The organism is Pseudomonas sp. CFBP13528, assembly GCF_005233615.1.
Classification (GTDB): Bacteria; Pseudomonadota; Gammaproteobacteria; order Pseudomonadales; family Pseudomonadaceae; genus Aquipseudomonas; species Aquipseudomonas fluorescens_AM.
Window position 1 is genome coordinate 369,573 of sequence record NZ_QGAJ01000001.1, and the last position, 16,894, is coordinate 386,466.

Consider the following 16,894-nt stretch of genomic DNA (forward strand, 5'->3'; position numbering starts at 1 on the left):
GGCTTTTTCGTAGAACAGGGCTAGACGCTCCGAAATTCAGGTGTTACATTCGGCCCCGCACTGGTTTCTCCACTGCCCCCTGCAAGCCGTCGCCGACGCATTCCTTTTCGATTAGTACGCGATCCTGTCGCCTTCTCTGCGGCGCGGCCTCATTAAGCCAAAAGCTTAATTTCCCCCCTCCATAAATGATTACGTCATTCCTATATGAATCTGACTGAACTCAAGCAAAAGCCGATTACCGACCTGCTCCAACTGGCCGAAGAAATGGGCATAGAAAATATGGCCCGTTCGCGCAAGCAGGACGTGATTTTCTCCCTGCTCAAGAAGCACGCGAAAAGCGGCGAGGAAATCTCCGGTGATGGCGTGCTGGAGATTCTCCAGGACGGCTTCGGCTTCCTCCGCTCTGCAGACGCTTCCTATCTCGCCGGCCCTGACGATATCTACGTCTCGCCGAGCCAGATCCGTCGCTTCAACTTGCGCACCGGCGACACCATCGTTGGCAAGATCCGACCACCAAAGGAAGGCGAGCGTTATTTCGCCCTGCTCAAGGTCGACACGATCAACTTCGATCGTCCCGAGAACGCGAAAAACAAGATTCTCTTCGAGAACCTGACCCCGCTGTTCCCGACCGTGCGCATGAAGATGGAGGCCGGCAACGGTTCCACCGAAGACTTGACCGGTCGTGTGATCGACCTGTGCGCGCCGATCGGCAAGGGCCAGCGTGGCCTGATCGTCGCACCGCCGAAAGCCGGCAAGACGATCATGCTGCAAAACATTGCAGCGAACATTGCGCGCAACAATCCTGAAGTTCACCTGATCGTGCTGTTGATCGATGAGCGTCCGGAAGAAGTGACCGAAATGCAGCGCACCGTGCGTGGCGAAGTGGTTGCCTCGACGTTCGATGAACCGCCAACCCGCCACGTGCAGGTTGCCGAAATGGTGATCGAGAAGGCCAAGCGCCTGGTCGAGCACAAGAAAGACGTGGTGATCCTGCTCGACTCCATCACCCGTCTGGCCCGTGCCTACAACACCGTGATCCCGAGCTCCGGCAAGGTACTGACCGGTGGTGTCGATGCCCACGCCCTGGAGAAGCCAAAGCGTTTCTTCGGCGCCGCGCGGAACATCGAAGAAGGCGGCTCGCTGACCATTATCGCCACCGCGCTGGTTGAAACCGGCTCGAAGATGGACGAAGTGATCTACGAAGAGTTCAAGGGTACCGGCAACATGGAACTGCCCCTGGACCGTCGTATCGCTGAAAAGCGTGTGTTCCCGGCCATCAACATCAACCGTTCCGGTACGCGCCGCGAAGAGTTGCTGACCGCCGACGACGAACTGCAGCGCATGTGGATCCTGCGCAAGCTGCTGCACCCGATGGACGAAGTGGCCGCTATCGAGTTCCTGATCGACAAGCTGAAAACCACCAAGACCAACGACGAGTTCTTCCTGTCGATGAAACGCAAGTAATACGGCGTTTCAGGTCCGAAAAATGGCGTCCCGACGGGGCGCCATTTTTTTTGCGTCGAGATTCATCGGTTTTTATGGCATAAGTGTCCGTTAAGTAACAAAAATTGTACCCGCGACTACGCTCACTCCTTTCGTCACAGACTGACCACAATTCTTATGACCACTCTTGCTTACCGCAGGGACATTGACGGCCTGCGTGCCATCGCTGTCCTCGCAGTCGTGTTGTTTCACTTCGGCGTTCCTGGCCTCACCGGCGGTTTCGTTGGCGTCGATGTATTCTTCGTCATTTCCGGCTTTCTGATCACCTCCATTATCTGGCGTGAGCGTCAGGCCGGGCGCTTCAGTTTCGTCGACTTCTGGGCCCGGCGCGCACGGCGCATCCTGCCGGCGCTGTTCGTCATGATTGCGGCCACACTCGTTGTGGGTTGGTTTCTGCTGGCGCCCAAGGACTACGAAGAGTTGGGGCGGTCCGCGCACTATCAGGTGACCTTTACCTCCAACCTGTTGTTCTCGCGCCAGCATGGCTACTTTGATGCGTCTTCTGACATCAAGCCCCTGCTGCACACCTGGTCACTGGCGGTAGAAGAGCAGTTCTACATTTTCTTCCCGCTGCTGCTCACGTTGCTCTCAAGTCGCCTGAAACACTGGCGCCTGGCGCTGTTCGCAGTGTTGCTGGGCTCGTTTGGCATGAGCGTCTGGGCGGTTGAGCATGAGCCGCAAAAAGCCTTCTTCCTGCTGCACCTGCGCGCCTGGGAATTACTGGCCGGGGCGATGCTGGCGGTGTTGCCCAAATATCAATGGCGCGCTTCGCCCGCCCTGGCCCAAGGGGTCAGCCTGGCCTCCATGGCACTGATCCTGATCGCCGTATTCGGTTACGACGCGAAAACCCCGTTCCCCGGCCCGGCCGCGCTCTTGCCGGTGCTGGGTGTGGTCGGGTTGATCTGGGCCAACGGGCAGCAATACACCTGGGTCGGGCGCCTGCTGAGTACGCGGGTGATGGTCGGTATCGGGCTGATATCCTATTCCTGGTACCTGTGGCACTGGCCGGTGTTCGTGTACGCCAACTATGCCGCGGTGGATGGCTTGAGCGCCCTGGAACTGGCCGGCTTGATGCTGCTCTCGTTGGTGCTGGGCTATCTGTCCTGGCGCTTTGTGGAAACCCCGTTCCGGGAAAAACGCTTGCTGGCCTCGCGTAAGGCGATTCTTGCCTCAGCCGTGGCCGGTATTCTGGGGCTTGGTTTCACTGGCTTGGCGATCCGCGAATTCGACGGTGTGCCGTCGCGCTTGTCTGAGCAGGCGTTGATTTTCGCGAAGGCGAAGAAGTGGAGCCCGGAGCTGATGGCGTGCATGGCTGACAAGGACACGCCCGATGAGCGGTTGTTCTGCCATTTCGGTCCGAAAAGTCAGTCGGTCTCGGCGCTGGTGTGGGGCGACAGTCACGCCACCGCGCTGATTCCGGCGCTCAAAGAGGGCGCTGATCGCCATGATATCAGCGTGATTGAAGCCAGCTTTGCCGGCTGTATCCCCTTGGATGGCCTTGAGAATATTGCCCGCTGTGCGCATTTCAACCATCGCGTCGAGAAGGCGATGGCCGAGAAGAAAATCAGCGATGTGGTGTTGGCGGCGCGCTGGAGCCTGTATGTGTACGGGCAAATGTCGGGTGACAAAGAACATGCGCTCAAAGACCCCAGCACCGGCGAGTACGTGCAGGCTGTGGCTGAGCAGCGCTTTGCCCAGGGGATGCGCGAGCGCATCCAGGCGCTGCGCGCCGCGGGGCACAAGGTCTGGCTGGTCAAGGAGGTGCCGCTGCAGGAAATCATCGTGCCTTACCGTCTCAGTCGCCTGGCAATGATGCACCGACCGTTTAACGGCGAAGGTCTCGACGTAGCCAAGCATACAAAGCGCCAGGCGTTCATCAGCCAGTTGTTCGACGAGCTGGCGGCCGCCGACAGCGGCGTAGCGGTGCTGGACCCGGCGCCCTTGCTGTGCGGCACCGATGGCTTGTGCCGGGTCGAACTCAACGGGCGCGCGCTGTACACCGACGATAACCACCTGTCTGAAGTGGGCGCGCGGCATATCGAGGCCTTTCTGGAGCCGCTGTTCAGTTCGTTGCAGTCGCGGGGGCTGACGGCCAATTAAGCTGCCAGCCGCCTCGAGAGCAGGTAGGATGTACGCCTATTTTACGAGTGGCATGGTTAATGAAATTCAAGGATCTTCGGGATTTCGTGCAGCAACTTGAGCAGCGCGGAGAGTTGAAACGTATCCAGATGCCGATTTCACCGGTACTGGAAATGACTGAGATTTGCGACCGTACCTTGCGTAACAAGGGCCCGGCGCTGTTGTTCGAGAACCCGACCGGCTACGACATCCCGGTGCTCGGCAACCTGTTCGGCACCCCCGAGCGCGTCGCCTTCGGCATGGGGGCGGAGTCGGTCAGCGAGCTGCGCGAGATCGGCAAGCTGCTGGCCTTCCTCAAGGAGCCCGAGCCGCCCAAAGGCTTGAAGGACGCCTGGTCGAAGCTGCCGATCTTCCGCAAGATCATTGCCATGGCGCCCAAGGTGGTCAAGGACGCGGTATGCCAGGAAGTGGTCATCGAAGGCGATGACGTCGACCTGGCCATGCTCCCCGTGCAGACCTGCTGGCCCGGCGACGTCGGCCCGCTGATCACTTGGGGCCTGACCGTCACCAAAGGTCCGAACAAGGACCGCCAGAACCTCGGCATCTACCGTCAGCAAGTGATCGGCCGCAACAAGGTGATCATGCGTTGGCTGAGCCACCGTGGCGGCGCCCTGGATTTTCGCGAATGGTGCGAAAAGCACCCGGGTCAGCCATTCCCGGTGTCCGTGGCACTGGGCGCCGACCCGGCCACCATCCTGGGCGCTGTGACGCCGGTGCCGGACAGCCTGTCCGAATACGCCTTCGCCGGCCTGCTGCGCGGTAACCGCACCGAACTGGTGAAGTGCCGCGGTAACGACCTGCAAGTGCCGGCCACCGCCGAAATCATCCTGGAAGGTGTGATTCATCCGGGCGAAATGGCCGATGAAGGGCCTTACGGCGACCACACCGGTTATTACAACGAAGTCGACAGTTTTCCGGTGTTCACCGTTGAGCGCATCACCCATCGGATCAAGCCGATCTATCACAGTACCTACACCGGGCGCCCACCGGATGAGCCGGCCATTCTCGGCGTGGCGCTGAACGAAGTGTTCGTGCCGATCCTGCAAAAGCAATTCCCGGAAATCACCGACTTCTACCTGCCGCCGGAAGGTTGCTCGTACCGCATGGCCATCGTCACCATGAAGAAGTCGTACCCAGGCCATGCCAAGCGGGTAATGCTGGGTGTGTGGTCGTTTTTACGACAGTTCATGTACACCAAGTTCGTTATCGTCACCGACGACGATATCAATGCCCGCGACTGGAACGACGTGATCTGGGCCATTACCACGCGCATGGACCCCAAGCGCGACACGGTAATGATCGACAACACGCCGATCGATTACCTCGACTTCGCTTCGCCGGTGTCGGGCCTGGGTTCGAAAATGGGCCTGGATGCCACCCACAAATGGCCGGGTGAAACCACCCGCGAGTGGGGCCGGGTAATCGTCAAGGATGACGCCGTGACGGCTCGCGTCGATGCCATCTGGAAAGACTTGGGAATAGATTGATGCGTGTAACCCTGCAACCTTCCGGTGCGGTACTGGAGCTGAACCCTGGCGAACGCATCCTCGACGGCGCGCGCCGCCTGGGCTACGAATGCCCGCAGGCGTGTCGCAACGGCGTATGCCACGTGTGTGCGGCGCTGTTGGTGGAGGGCCGTGTGCAGCAGAGCGGCGAAGTGCGCGATCATGGTGAGTTCTACACCTGCATCGCCGAGCCGCTGGAGGATTGCATTGTGTTGTGGGATGGCGTGCTGGCGCCGGGGGAGTTGCCGTTGCGCAAATTGTCGTGCCAGTTGAGCGAATGCGTGGACGTCGGCGGCGATGTGTGGCGCGTGCGCCTGCGCGCGCCGGCTGGCAAGGCGGTGCGTTACCACGCCGGGCAATACCTGATGATCGAGCGCGAGAACGGTGAGAAGTCGGCGTTTTCCCTGGCGTCGGCACCTCACTGCGGCCGCGAGCTGGAACTGCACGTGCTGGCCCGTGAGGACAGCGCACGCAACCTGTTGGACCAGCTACGGCGCAACCGCATGGCGCGTATTGAACTGCCTTTCGGTGACACCCACCTGGCCCAGTTGCCGGACGGGCCGCTGGTGCTGATCGCCGCCGGCACCGGCATGGCCCAGATGCACAGCCTGATCGAGCATTGCCGGGCGTCCGGCTTCAAGCACCCTGTGCACCTGTATTGGGGCGTGCGTCGCCCGGAGGATTTCTACGCGATCGAGCACTGGGATCAGTGGCAGCAACTGCCCAACCTGTTCCTGCACAAAGTCGTCAGTGACCTGTGCGGTTGGGAAGGACGCTGCGGATTGCTGCACGAGGCCGTGTGCGAAGACATTGCCGACCTCAAGGCCGTGCACGTGTACGCCAGCGGATCACCGGCGATGATCTACGGCACGCTGGATGCGTTGGTCGACGCCGGTATGGATGCGCACCAGATGCGCGCTGACGTATTTGCCTACGCCCCGCGTCCCTGAAGTGATCGAAAGGTGGGAGGGGGCTTGCCCTAATGCCGCCCTCTGTAGGAGCGAGCTTGCTCGCGAAAACTCACAGGCACCGCGTTCATTCAGAAAGCACGCGTTATCGTTGACGTTTTTCGCGAGCAAGCTCGCTCCTACAGACAGGGCTTGCACCCTCCCACATTGATTTGCGCCCGTTCAGAATCTTAGTCCAGTCGTCACCATCGCTGCATTGAACCCCAGCAACACCAGTTCTGCCGCCATCGGCCCGTGATGCGTGCCCACGGACGGAATGATGACGGGCGCCACGCCATAACGGTTCAGGGGGATCTTGTCACGGTACTTGCCGCGATAACCCTGGATCGCCCCGCCCGTGACCTTCAGGTACACCGGGTATTCGGCCATGTCATAGCGCTTGCCGGCGTACGCGTAGTAGGCGCGTTGCCTGAACGAGTTGCGAAAGGTCGCCGCGCCATAGACCAGGCCCGACGCTTCGTTGCGCTCCAGTCCCAGCAGGTTTTGCTGGTTGTTGTGCTCGGGGTCGGGCGCGAAATGCCGGGTGTAGACGCTGGTCTGCGCGTACCAGAAGCCTTTGTCGTCGTTTGCCGCTGGGGTTTCAGCTGCCAGTGCAGTGGTGGCCTGGGCCAGGAACAGCAGGCCAGGCAAGCGGATTTTGTGCATGGGCGGCCTTGATAGTTGATTGGATGAGCGGCTAAGTGAGTCGTGATGTGTGCGGCATTTTGGCGGATTGCCCGCTGCTCAGGCTGAACCTGGGCTGAAAGCGCTCGGATTGCCGTCGCGGTGGCCGATGAGCGGGGAAGGGTGCTTATACCTTCGCTTATTCTTTTAAGGTATTTATTTTCTTCGATAAATATCTTTAGGCTATATGCCAACGGACTACCGACTTCATCCACAGCCACCAATCACTGACCGCTACCGCCCGCCAGCCGGATCGATCGTACGAACTCAGAGCGTTGAAGTTCTATTTATTGATTCATAGGGAGCGGTATGGGGAGCTACAGGAAACACGCGTTATACACGGCGATTTTGTCGGCCAATTTGCTGACCGTCGTGGGATTCAATCCAGTTCTGGCGGGTGAAACGTCCGTCGTCGATGCGCCCAAACTCGATACGGTCATCGTGACCGGCACCCGCGCCCAGGAGCGCACCGCCAGTGCGTCGCTGTCGCCAATCGATGTGATCTCCGGCGAAACCCTGCGCAGTACCGGCTCTGACGAGCTGGGCGCGGTGCTGGCGCGACTGATCCCATCGATCAACTTTCCACGGCCAAGCCTGGTGGATGGCGCTGAGCTGGTGCGCCCGGCGCAGTTGCGCGGCTTGTCGCCGGACCAGGTGTTGGTGCTGGTCAATGGCAAGCGCCGGCATACCAGTGCTTTCGTCAACCTCGGCGGTGCGGTCGGTCGCGGTTCGGCACCGGCGGACCTGAATGCAATCCCGCTGTCGGCGGTGGACCACATCGAAGTGCTGCGCGATGGTGCTTCGGCACGTTACGGCTCTGACGCGATCGCCGGCGTGATCAACGTGATCCTCAAGCACGACGACCAGGGCGGTTCGATCTCGACCCGGTTCGGCGGGTACAAAAAGGGTGACGGCATCCAGCGTAATGTCAGCGGCAATACGGGCCTGGCATTGGGCGAAAACGGTTTTATCAATCTGTCAGCCGAAGGTGCCGACAACGATTACACCAACCGCGCCGGCAAGGATTACCGCCCAGGCAGCATCGGTTCCACCACCTACGGCCAGCGAGTGTTCCGTCAAGGCGAGCCTGCCACCAATGAAGGCAAATTCCAGTTCAACTCGGAATATTCCTTCAACGATGCCGCCGAGTTCTACAGCTTCGGTGGCTACAGCAAGCGCCGTGGCGAGACGGCAGCGTTCTACCGCGCGAGCAACGCTTCCAACAATATCCCGGCACTCAACCCCAACGGCTACCTGCCACTGATCAAAGGCAACCTGGAAGACACCTCACTGGTGGCGGGTCTGCGCGGGCTGCTCGCCTACGATTGGCATTACGACCTGTCGGCCAACTACGGCAAGAACCAGTACGAGCTCGGCACCGAAACCATCAACACCTCTCTGGGCCTGGCTACGCCGCGCAAATTCAACAACGGCACCCTGAGCAACGAGCAGAAGCAAGTCAGCCTGGACCTGTCCCGTGAGTTTGACCTGAGCTTGCTGCCGTACCCGGTTTCCGTGGCGCTGGGTGGGGAATACCTGCACCAGGGCTATGAAATCGAAGCTGGGGAGCCCGCGTCCTACTACCAGACCGGCAGCTCGGGCCTCGGCGGGTTCCGCGATGCGGATGCCGGCACCAGTACCCGGCATAGCTGGGCGCAATACCTGGACCTGGAAACCAACTTCACCGAACAACTCAGCGCCTCGGCCGCGGTGCGCCATGAGGACTACAGCGATTTTGGCTCCAACGTCAGCGGTTCGTTGTCGGCGCGTTACGACTTCACTCCGCAAGTGGCGTTGCGCGGCAGCATTTCCAATGGCTTTCGAGCGCCGTCCCTGGCCCAGCAGAACTTCGCCTACACCTCTTCGCAGTTGATCGGCAGCACCCTTCAGGAGGCCGGCACGTTCCCGGCCAACAGCCAAGTGGCGCGCCTGCTCGGTGCCGAAGACCTCAAGGCTGAAAAGTCGCGTAACTACAGCCTTGGCCTGGTACTGGAGCCTGCCGACGACCTGACGGTGACGCTGGATGTGTATCGCATCGACATACGTGACCGTATCAGCCTGTCGTCCAACCTCACGCTCAATCCGGCGACGGTGGCCTACCTGCAAGCCAACGGCGTCGGCAATATCAATTACACCACGGCGCGCTATTTCACCAACGCCACCGACACCAGCACCGACGGTGTCGACCTGGTGGCCAACTATCGCTATCAGTTCGATAACGGCATCCGCTGGAACAGCACTGTGGGTTACAACTACAACCACACCAAAGTCACCGACGTGAAGGCCAACCCGGCCATCCTCGACAGCCTGGGGGCCAACCTGGTGCGGGTGGACCGTCGCGAGCGCATCGGCTTGCTCGGCGACACCACGCCCCAGCACAAGCTGAGCCTGGGCAACGACTTCACCTTCGGCAATTGGGCGCTGCACAGCAACCTGGTGCGCTATGGTGAGTTCACCAGCTACCAGGCGGACAAGGTCAACGACCAGACCTTCAAGGCAGCCTGGGTGCTGGATTTGTCGGCGGACTACAAGTTGAAGAACTGGACCTTCACCCTGGGCGGCGACAACGTCACCGATAAATACCCCGAGAAGGTCAATGCCTACGCCAGCAGCGGCGGCAACCTGGCCTACAGCACTTTTTCGCCGTACGGTTACAGCGGCGCGTTTTATTACGGTAAAGTCGCTTACAACTGGTAGCACACAGGAGGCGCAACGCTTTTCGCCATGACCGCCATTGAAACCGATCTTTTGCAGTTGGCTTACCCTCCGCGGCTCGATCTTGGGCCGCAACTCACTCACGAACAATTAATGAGCTCGATGCAGGCCACCATGGCCCGGCACAAGGGTGGGCCGGTCTGGCTGTTTGCCTATGGTTCGCTGATCTGGCGTCCTGAATGTTCGTCGAGCGAACGGGTGCGCGCGCGGGTTCACGGTTATCACCGTGGCCTGTACCTGTGGTCTCACGAGCATCGGGGGACGCCGGAGTTGCCGGGCCTGGTCTTCGGACTGGATCGGGGCGGTTCGTGCAGCGGGTTTGCCTACCGCTTGCCGGAAGATCAGTTGGAGGCTTCGCTGTATGCACTGTGGCAGCGCGAAATGCCTTACCCCTCCTACAAGCCGCACTGGCTCAGTTGCCGCCTGGAAGATGGCAGTCAGGTACAGGCGTTGGGATTTGTGCTGGAGCGGCATTTGCCCAGCTACGCCGGCAACTTGCCCGATATCGTACTCAATCACGTGCTGCAAAGCGCTTGCGGGCGTTACGGCACCACTCGCGATTATGTCGAGCAGACCGTGAACGCCCTGCGTAGCCACGCCATGCCAGATAAAAACCTGGAGGCGCGGCTCAAGCGTTGTGCAAAGGATTGCTCGGGTAGCTAGCGCGCCGAGCTGACGCTGTTGGTGTGCCACAGCGTCGGGATCAGGAAGGCGATCGCCAGCACGCACGCGCCAATCAGCAGCACGAAACCACCGTCCCAACCGAAGTGGTCCACGGTGTAGCCCATTGCCGCGCTCGCCGCCACCGAACCACCCAGGTAACCGAACAAACCGGTGAAGCCCGCAGCGGTGCCGGCGGCTTTCTTCGGTGCCAGTTCCAGCGCCTGCAGGCCGATCAGCATCACCGGGCCGTAGATCAAAAAGCCGATGGAGACCAGCGCGATCATGTCGACCATCGGGTTACCCGGCGGGTTGAGCCAGTAAACCAGGGTCGCCACGGTCACCAGCGCCATGAACACGATGCCGGTCAGGCCGCGATTGCCACGGAAGATCTTGTCCGACATCCAGCCGCACAGCAGCGTGCCCGGGATACCTGCCCACTCGTAAAAGAAATACGCCCACGACGACTTGTCGACCGTGAAATGCTTGGCTTCTTTCAGGTAGGTCGGTGCCCAGTCCAGTACGCCGTAGCGCAGCAGGTAGACGAACACGTTGGCGAACGCGATGTACCACAGCATTTTGTTGCGCAGCACGTATTTGACGAAAATTTCCTTGGCGCTGAATTCGTCTTCGTGGCTGGCGTCGTAGCCTTCCGGGTAGTCGTTCTTGTACTGCTCGATCGGCGGCAGGCCAACCGATTGCGGGGTATCGCGCATGGTGATGAAGGCAAACGCCGCCACAGCCAGCGCCACCGTGGCCGGCACGTAGAACGCCGCATGCCAGTCATTGAACCAGGCCATGCCCAGCAGGAACAGCGGACCGATCAGGCCGCCGCCGACGTTGTGCGCCACGTTCCACACCGAGACTACGCCGCCGCGTTCTTTCTGCGACCACCAGTGCACCATGGTCCGCCCACTTGGCGGCCAGCCCATGCCTTGGGCCCAACCGTTGATGAACAGCAAAATGAACATCATGGTCACGCTGGACGTCGCCCAGGGCGCGAAACCGAAAATGAACATCACCCCCGCTGACACCAGCAGGCCGAAGGGCAGGAAGTAACGCGGATTGGAGCGGTCGGACACCAGGCCCATGAGGAACTTGGACAGGCCGTAGGCAATCGCGATGGCCGACATCGCCAGGCCCAGCTCACCGCGGGTGTAGCCGTCCTCGATCAGGTAGGGCATGGCCAGGGAGAAGTTTTTTCGTAGCAGGTAATAGCCGGCGTAACCGAAGAAAATACCGGCGAAGATCTGCCAGCGCAGACGTCGGTAGGTACTGTCTATCTTTTCTTCAGGCAGGGGCGCCTGGTGTGCGGCAGGTCGAAAGAAAGCAAACATTCAAGAGCTCCAAATTTCTTGTTTTGACTGCGGATGCGAATGTTACAGTTTCGTTACCGAAAATAGCATCGCCTCTTATCTGCAAACACAGGAAATGGGAGCAATGGCATGTTCTTTTATGAACATGTCGCTAATAGGTAAGCGTGGGTCGTTGAGGATCAAGTGTGGGAGGGGGCTTGCCCCCCGATGGCGGTGTATCAGGTTAGTCATTCCTGGCTGACCCACTGCTATCGGGGGCAAGCCCCTCCCACACTGACCGCGTTCCACTTCCGTCAACGGGTTTGGACGACAACCTTACCCACAGCCTTGCGCTGCCCCAGATCATTGATCGCCTGGGCCGCCTGTTCCAGCGGGTACACCTGCGACACCAACGGCTTCAACTTGCCCTCGCCATACCAGGTGAACAGTTGCTGAAAATTGGCCGCATTGTCCTGCGGCTGACGCTGGGCGAACGAGCCCCAGAATACGCCCACCACCGCCGCGCCCTTGAGCAGCGCCAGGTTCACCGGCAATTCGGGGATGCGCCCGCTGGCAAAACCCACCACCAACAACCGGCCGTTCCAGGCGATCGAGCGGATCGCCTGGTCAAACAGATCGCCGCCCACCGGGTCGTAGATCACATCGGCGCCGTTACCATCGGTGAGGCGCTTGACCTCATCCTTGAGGCTGGCTTCGCTGTAATTGATCAACTCATCGGCGCCGGCCGCCTTGGCCACCGCGAGTTTGTCGGCGCTGCTGGCGGCGGCGATCACCCTCGCGCCCATGGCCTTGCCGATTTCCACGGCGGCCAGGCCCACACCACCGGAAGCGCCGAGCACCAGCAGGGTTTCGCCGGGTTGCAGGTTGGCTCGCTGTTTGAGCGCGTGCATCGAGGTGCCGTAGGTCATGCTGAAAGCTGCGGCGGTGTTGAAGTCCATGCTGGGCGGGATCGGCAGCACGTTATAGCCCGGCACCGCCACCTGCTCGGCAAAACTGCCCCAGCCGGTCAGGGCCATCACGCGATCACCGACCTTCAGGTGGCTGACCTTTTCGCCGACCTCACTCACCACACCTGCCGCTTCGCCACCCGGCGAAAACGGGAAGGGCGGCTTGAACTGGTATTTGCCCTCGATGATCAGGGTGTCCGGGAAATTCACCCCGGCGGCGTGCACGTCCAGCAGGATTTCGTTCTTCTTGATCGCGGGGCTGGCGATTTCTTCCAGCACCAGGGTTTCGGCGGGGCCGAAGGCTTTGCACAGCACAGCTTTCATCGGACTATTCCTCTTGGCGTCGTGGCCGATAAGTGTAGGAGGGTACGCCCGTGGGTCAACGAGCATGCCCGCGCCTGATAAGCCCCCATAAGCTTGTACTCAGCCTTGCTAGCGTTATGCTACCCGGCAACCGAATTCGAGGAATGAACTGTGAAAGCGTGGATCCTGTTGATGCTGGCCCTGACCTTGCCGATGGCCGCCCAGGCCGAAGAAGCCAAAGAGGGCGAGGCGCCGAAGGTCAGCTATATCAGCCTTTCCCCGCCGTTTGTGGGCAACTACGGCCTGGATGGCACGGCAAAACTCAAGGTATTCAAGGCCGACATCGCCCTGCGCGTGACCGGCACCGAAGCCGCCGCGGCGGTTAAAGCCAACGATGCGTTGATTCGCAACCAACTGGTGGCGCTGTTTACCCAGCAGACTAATGAGGCAATGAGCACTGTTGAGGGCAAGGAGAAACTGCGCCAGGAAGCGTTGAAACAGACGCAGCAAGTAATGAGCGATGAAACGGGTAAGCCGATGGTCGAGGATTTGTTGTTCAATAACTTGATTATTCAATAAGGGCAGATAAACGAAGCCTGCGACTGGTTTCTCAGTCGCAGGCAAGTGTGTGTTTTAATTGAAAGGCAATGCTGCGGTTCTTTTTTTTACTTGAGTGCTGCCAGTCGGCATCGCCTGGAATAAGAACTCCAGTTCGCAGAACATGTTGCTGAGCCGGGGCGTTATCAAGCTTGAGTCCCATCTTGTCCACTGGTTCAACGCTGTTGGGTTTATAGATAATGTTGCGTGGTCAGGCGCTCGGACGGTAAATACCGTACGCTCCGGCAGTGACGAGCTTCGGAGATAGTATTGTAGGGTTCTTATTAAAACCGTCTGAGGCGTACTAAGAGAATATTCGAACTGTATGGCGCCGAGGTATCCCCATTCAGGAACCTCTGCTGAATACGCCAATTTAATCGGTGTGCTGGTTGGTGGGGGGGCAGTATCAAGGGTTGTTACGAGGATGCCGTCAATGAGTAGTTCTGTCACGGTGACTCTCCAATAGTTTTATGAGCATGTAAAGCTGCCCAGGTCGCTTTGCGTAGTCAATGTTGAAAGCGCCAGTAAACTTTGAAATTGAAGCGTTTGCTACTGTCAGAAATGACAGGTTTTTATATGTTTCTCTAATGTTCAAATGTTTTTTATAGCGACAGATTTTAACTGTCTGCGTTAAAGCCAGGACTCCCGCTGCAGGCAAGCTTGATGATCGTAGTCATCTGGTCAGTCGTCACGGCCATCACCGAAAGCCGACTGCCTTTGTGCACCAAAGGCATCTCTGCCAACGCGGCCTGCTGTTTCAGGTAGCCAAGGCCCAGTACTTTGGGAAAGGTCTGCACATGCGCAACGTCAATTGCGCTCCAAGGGTTTTTCTCCGCACTGGCCTTGGCGTCGAAATAGTGGCTGTCCGGCTCCAGTGCGGTCGGGTCGGGATAGGCGGCCTGGATGATTTTGCCGATGCCGGCGATGCCCGGCTCCGGGCAACTGGAGTGGTAGAAGAGAAACTCATCGCCGGCCGCCATGGTGCGCAGGAAGTTACGCGCCTGGTAATTGCGCACCCCGTCCCAGCGGGCTTTGCCGAGCTTTTCCAGGTCTATGATGGACAGCTCGTCAGGTTCGGATTTCATCAGCCAATAGGCCATTTTGGGCTCCTGAAACAGGTATTGGGCAAGTTGTCGGGCAATTGCATGACAAACCGACAGTCGGTTGGCGCCAAGGTTTGCGTGTTGGTTCACGTTACCGCAGAATGCCGGGCTTCAAGCTTGGCGCAGCTGCAACGGACTACTTTGGAACGTTGTTGTCATCGTGTACGAGATGCCTGAAGGGGGGCAATCGATGCAACGTAAACCGGATTTACTATGGATATTGGTTATTTTGTTTGGTCTGGGTGTCGTGACCACCGGTTATGCCCAGAGCCTGTGGTCGAACAAGACCGATGCACCGGTTGAACTCTCGCCTGTGCAGCAGCAATTCAAGCGTTAACACGACTTTAAAGCGTCGCTGGCTCCAGCGACGTTTCTGCGACATACCAGTGCTTATCGGTGACAGTGCCCGCCAGCGGCACGTCCCAACTCGCCTGCGCCAAGCGGTCGACCTGCTGACATTCATGGGCCAACCCCAACAGCGTCGGCTTGCGCCATGTGTTGCGCCTGGCGAGGTAAGCCAGGCTGCGGTCATAGAATCCGCCGCCCATGCCCAAGCGCCCACCCTCATTATCGAACCCCACCAGCGGCAGCAGCACCAGGTCGAGCGCCCACACCTTGCGTTGGCGTTGGGCATCGGCCCGAGGTTCGAGAATGCGAAAGCGGTTGGGCCGCAACTTATCCCCAGGCCGCACGCGCTGAAACACCATTTTGGTACGCGGCCACGCACTCAGTACCGGCAGGTAGGTCGCCTTGCCCCGGCGCTGGGCAGCGCGCAGCAGCAGGCGCGGATCGATTTCACCGTCCGTCGGTAGATACAGGGAAATATGTTTGGCCCGGCGAAACAGCGGGTGCTGTGCCAGTTGCCGATACAGGCCAAGGGCGGCCTCGCGCTGCTCGCGGGGCGTGAGGGCGCGGCGGGCGTTGCGCAACATGCGTCGAAGGTGCGGACGGGAAAGCGGCGCAGGTTCGGTCATGGCTTTTTGGCTCATAAAACAATGCCAGTCCGGGGACTGGCATTGAGTTTGGGAATTCAGGCTCCCCGGCAGAGCCGCTGTCGACTAAGCCCTTGAACCCGAAAGTTCAAGGTGGAAGAAGCAGTAGGCTTTAAGGCTTTCCGTCTAGCGGACATGCACACCAGCCCAACGTGCAACTTCCAGGGTAGTGCGAATCGGCTCCGGGACATCGCCGACTGGCAAACACGCCAGGGAGTGAGGCGAGTATACCTTAAACAGACTCGGCAATCAGCCCTTGGGTGCGTCCGAATCGGTGGAAAGCACCAGGTCGACGCGTTCGAGCAGGTCACGCACTTGCTCGCGGGTCGAGCCGCTGGCCTGCACGTCAGGCCGCTCCTGCTTGTGCAGCAGGTCGTGGGTAATGTTCAGTGCAGCCATCACGGCGATGCGGTCGGCGCCGATCACTTTGCCGCTGCTGCGGATTTCACGCATCTTGCCGTCCAGGTAGCGGGCAGCGCTCACCAGGTTGCTGCGCTCTTCCTGGGGGCAGATGATCGAATACTCTTTGTCGAGGATCTGCACGGTAACGCTATTGCTTGAACTCATGAGTCTTGCTCCAGGGCCTTCAGGCGCGAAATCATCGATTCGACCTTACGCCGGGCGATTTCGTTTTTTTCAATGAGGTGAGCGCGTTCCTCGCGCCAGGTCTTTTCCTGAGCTAATAGGAGTCCGTTTTGACTCTTAAGTTGCTCGACCCGATCAATTAGCAGTTCGAGTCTGGCCATCAGCGCTTGCAGGTCGGTGTCTTCCATTGGGTTCCACTGGATTTTGTCTGATGAATGGCAACTTCAGGATAAACGATCTGACGCCCTCGATAGTCTTGGTGCGTCTGCCGGTGCTAGGATACAGCGCTCCATTCTAGACATTGCGCCGTCTGGCGCCTAGCTCACCATGCCCATTCAGAACTCCCCGTACGACGCTTTTTCAAAACTGCTGAGCACCAGCGGTCATCCTTGCTCGCCTGCCGAACTGCACGGCGTGCTGTTGGGCCGCAGCTGCACCGGCGTGGGCTTTGATGCCGACAACTGGCTGGCCGATGTGGCCGAGCTGCTGGAAACCGAACCGACCGAGAACGTGCGTAACGCGCTGATCGGCCTGCAAGAGATGGTCAAGGGCGAACTGACCGGTGATGACGTCACCGTGGTCCTGCTGCTGCCGACCGACGACGCACCGCTCGCCGAGCGTGCCGCTGCCCTGGGTCAATGGTGCCAGGGTTTCCTCCACGGTTTCGGCGTGAACGCCGGCGGCCTGGAACTGAGCACCGACGCCAAGGAAGTGTTGCAGGACCTGGCGGCCATCTCCCAGGTGCAGGACGCCCTGGAAGAATCCGAAGACGGCGAGGGTGACTACATGGAGGTCATGGAATACCTGCGCGTCGCACCGTTGCTGCTGTTCACCGAGACCAGGAAGTCCGCTGAGCCGGCAGCCCCCAAGCCGTCCCTGCATTAAAAGGAAGCCCATC

General features: G+C 59.6%; 16 protein-coding genes and 1 other RNA gene. 9 read left to right on the forward strand and 8 right to left on the reverse strand.

Annotated elements, in window-relative coordinates; translation table 11 throughout:
- Positions 1-204: 204 nt before the first annotated feature.
- The 4 genes from rho (at position 205) to PspCFBP13528_RS01765 (ending at position 6,097) form a co-directional block, all read left to right on the forward strand.
- Positions 205-1,464, forward strand: coding sequence for a transcription termination factor Rho (gene rho, locus PspCFBP13528_RS01750; protein WP_003176825.1), 1,260 nt, complete (start codon positions 205-207; stop codon positions 1,462-1,464).
- A gap of 156 nt (positions 1,465-1,620) precedes the next feature.
- The gene (locus PspCFBP13528_RS01755) at positions 1,621-3,603 is read left to right on the forward strand and encodes an acyltransferase family protein (protein ID WP_065950448.1); all 1,983 of its coding nucleotides are present in this window, start codon (positions 1,621-1,623) and stop codon (positions 3,601-3,603) included.
- Positions 3,604-3,662: 59 nt separating this feature from the next.
- Positions 3,663-5,129 (forward strand): 4-hydroxy-3-polyprenylbenzoate decarboxylase, encoded by a 1,467-nt coding sequence (ubiD, locus tag PspCFBP13528_RS01760; RefSeq protein ID WP_065950447.1) that lies wholly within the window; start codon positions 3,663-3,665, stop codon positions 5,127-5,129.
- Positions 5,129-6,097 carry a CDP-6-deoxy-delta-3,4-glucoseen reductase gene (locus tag PspCFBP13528_RS01765; protein WP_101220664.1) on the forward strand — a complete coding sequence of 323 codons (969 nt, stop codon included), beginning with the start codon at positions 5,129-5,131 and terminating at the stop codon, positions 6,095-6,097. The genes ubiD and PspCFBP13528_RS01765 overlap by 1 nt, the downstream gene beginning before the upstream one ends.
- A 180-nt stretch (positions 6,098-6,277) precedes the next feature.
- Here PspCFBP13528_RS01765 and PspCFBP13528_RS01770 read toward each other — a convergent pair whose 3' ends face one another.
- Entirely contained in the window at positions 6,278-6,760 is a 483-nt protein-coding gene (locus PspCFBP13528_RS01770) for a sn-glycerol-3-phosphate transporter (RefSeq protein ID WP_101220663.1), read from the reverse strand.
- 327 nt (positions 6,761-7,087) lie between these two features.
- Between PspCFBP13528_RS01770 and PspCFBP13528_RS01775 the strand changes: the two genes are divergently transcribed.
- Positions 7,088-9,475 carry a TonB-dependent receptor gene (locus PspCFBP13528_RS01775; RefSeq protein ID WP_137199539.1) on the forward strand — a complete coding sequence of 796 codons (2,388 nt, stop codon included), beginning with the start codon at positions 7,088-7,090 and terminating at the stop codon, positions 9,473-9,475.
- A 27-nt stretch (positions 9,476-9,502) separates the two neighbouring features.
- Positions 9,503-10,156 carry a gamma-glutamylcyclotransferase gene (locus PspCFBP13528_RS01780; protein ID WP_057723381.1) on the forward strand — a complete coding sequence of 218 codons (654 nt, stop codon included), beginning with the start codon at positions 9,503-9,505 and terminating at the stop codon, positions 10,154-10,156.
- On the opposite strand, the gene glpT is transcribed toward PspCFBP13528_RS01780, so the two are convergent.
- Complete coding sequence (gene glpT, locus PspCFBP13528_RS01785; protein WP_065950443.1) at positions 10,153-11,490, reverse strand: glycerol-3-phosphate transporter; 1,338 nt, start codon at positions 11,488-11,490, stop codon at positions 10,153-10,155. The genes PspCFBP13528_RS01780 and glpT overlap by 4 nt on opposite strands.
- Positions 11,491-11,762: 272 nt before the next feature.
- Positions 11,763-12,740, reverse strand: coding sequence for an NADPH:quinone oxidoreductase family protein (locus PspCFBP13528_RS01790; RefSeq protein ID WP_065950442.1), 978 nt, complete (start codon positions 12,738-12,740; stop codon positions 11,763-11,765).
- A 150-nt stretch (positions 12,741-12,890) separates the two neighbouring features.
- Between PspCFBP13528_RS01790 and PspCFBP13528_RS01795 the strand changes: the two genes are divergently transcribed.
- Positions 12,891-13,298: a flagellar basal body-associated protein FliL gene (locus tag PspCFBP13528_RS01795; RefSeq protein WP_137199540.1), complete on the forward strand. Its 408-nt coding sequence runs from the start codon at positions 12,891-12,893 to the stop codon at positions 13,296-13,298.
- Positions 13,299-13,933: 635 nt separating this feature from the next.
- On the opposite strand, the gene PspCFBP13528_RS01800 is transcribed toward PspCFBP13528_RS01795, so the two are convergent.
- A complete protein-coding gene (locus PspCFBP13528_RS01800) occupies positions 13,934-14,416 on the reverse strand; it encodes an EVE domain-containing protein (RefSeq protein WP_137199541.1) in 483 nt (160 codons plus the stop codon).
- A 193-nt stretch (positions 14,417-14,609) separates the two neighbouring features.
- Between PspCFBP13528_RS01800 and PspCFBP13528_RS27570 the strand changes: the two genes are divergently transcribed.
- A complete protein-coding gene (locus PspCFBP13528_RS27570; protein ID WP_015886446.1) occupies positions 14,610-14,756 on the forward strand; it encodes a hypothetical protein in 147 nt (48 codons plus the stop codon).
- 7 nt (positions 14,757-14,763) lie between these two features.
- Here the strand turns inward: PspCFBP13528_RS27570 and PspCFBP13528_RS01805 are convergent, their stop codons facing one another.
- The 4 genes from PspCFBP13528_RS01805 to PspCFBP13528_RS01820 form a co-directional block, all read right to left on the reverse strand.
- Positions 14,764-15,393, reverse strand: coding sequence for a 5-formyltetrahydrofolate cyclo-ligase (locus PspCFBP13528_RS01805; RefSeq protein ID WP_137199643.1), 630 nt, complete (start codon positions 15,391-15,393; stop codon positions 14,764-14,766).
- A gap of 58 nt (positions 15,394-15,451) precedes the next feature.
- A non-coding RNA gene (gene ssrS, locus PspCFBP13528_RS01810) (6S RNA) lies at positions 15,452-15,630 on the reverse strand.
- Between the two features lie 30 nt (positions 15,631-15,660).
- A complete protein-coding gene (locus PspCFBP13528_RS01815; protein WP_005792389.1) occupies positions 15,661-15,978 on the reverse strand; it encodes a cell division protein ZapA in 318 nt (105 codons plus the stop codon).
- Positions 15,975-16,184, reverse strand: a complete 210-nt coding sequence (locus PspCFBP13528_RS01820) for a TIGR02449 family protein (RefSeq protein ID WP_003177365.1) — start codon at positions 16,182-16,184, stop codon at positions 15,975-15,977. Before PspCFBP13528_RS01820 ends, PspCFBP13528_RS01815 begins: the two co-directional genes overlap by 4 nt.
- A 139-nt stretch (positions 16,185-16,323) precedes the next feature.
- Here PspCFBP13528_RS01820 and PspCFBP13528_RS01825 point away from each other — a divergent pair, with 139 nt between their 5' ends.
- The gene (locus PspCFBP13528_RS01825; protein WP_057723388.1) at positions 16,324-16,881 is read left to right on the forward strand and encodes a YecA family protein; all 558 of its coding nucleotides are present in this window, start codon (positions 16,324-16,326) and stop codon (positions 16,879-16,881) included.
- The last annotated feature ends 13 nt before the right edge of the window (positions 16,882-16,894 follow it).

Coding starts and splice junctions, on each gene's coding strand:
- PspCFBP13528_RS01770 (WP_101220663.1), bottom strand. CDS start 6,760: ATGCACAAAATCCGCTTGCCTGGCCTGCTGTTCCTGGCCCAGGCCACC.
- rho (WP_003176825.1), top strand. CDS start 205: ATGAATCTGACTGAACTCAAGCAAAAGCCGATTACCGACCTGCTCCAA.
- PspCFBP13528_RS01790 (WP_065950442.1), bottom strand. CDS start 12,740: ATGAAAGCTGTGCTGTGCAAAGCCTTCGGCCCCGCCGAAACCCTGGTG.
- PspCFBP13528_RS27570 (WP_015886446.1), top strand. CDS start 14,610: ATGCAACGTAAACCGGATTTACTATGGATATTGGTTATTTTGTTTGGT.
- PspCFBP13528_RS01780 (WP_057723381.1), top strand. CDS start 9,503: ATGACCGCCATTGAAACCGATCTTTTGCAGTTGGCTTACCCTCCGCGG.
- ubiD (WP_065950447.1), top strand. CDS start 3,663: ATGAAATTCAAGGATCTTCGGGATTTCGTGCAGCAACTTGAGCAGCGC.
- PspCFBP13528_RS01765 (WP_101220664.1), top strand. CDS start 5,129: ATGCGTGTAACCCTGCAACCTTCCGGTGCGGTACTGGAGCTGAACCCT.
- PspCFBP13528_RS01775 (WP_137199539.1), top strand. CDS start 7,088: ATGGGGAGCTACAGGAAACACGCGTTATACACGGCGATTTTGTCGGCC.
- PspCFBP13528_RS01800 (WP_137199541.1), bottom strand. CDS start 14,416: ATGGCCTATTGGCTGATGAAATCCGAACCTGACGAGCTGTCCATCATA.
- glpT (WP_065950443.1), bottom strand. CDS start 11,490: ATGTTTGCTTTCTTTCGACCTGCCGCACACCAGGCGCCCCTGCCTGAA.
- PspCFBP13528_RS01805 (WP_137199643.1), bottom strand. CDS start 15,393: ATGACCGAACCTGCGCCGCTTTCCCGTCCGCACCTTCGACGCATGTTG.
- PspCFBP13528_RS01825 (WP_057723388.1), top strand. CDS start 16,324: ATGCCCATTCAGAACTCCCCGTACGACGCTTTTTCAAAACTGCTGAGC.
- PspCFBP13528_RS01820 (WP_003177365.1), bottom strand. CDS start 16,184: ATGGAAGACACCGACCTGCAAGCGCTGATGGCCAGACTCGAACTGCTA.
- PspCFBP13528_RS01815 (WP_005792389.1), bottom strand. CDS start 15,978: ATGAGTTCAAGCAATAGCGTTACCGTGCAGATCCTCGACAAAGAGTAT.
- PspCFBP13528_RS01755 (WP_065950448.1), top strand. CDS start 1,621: ATGACCACTCTTGCTTACCGCAGGGACATTGACGGCCTGCGTGCCATC.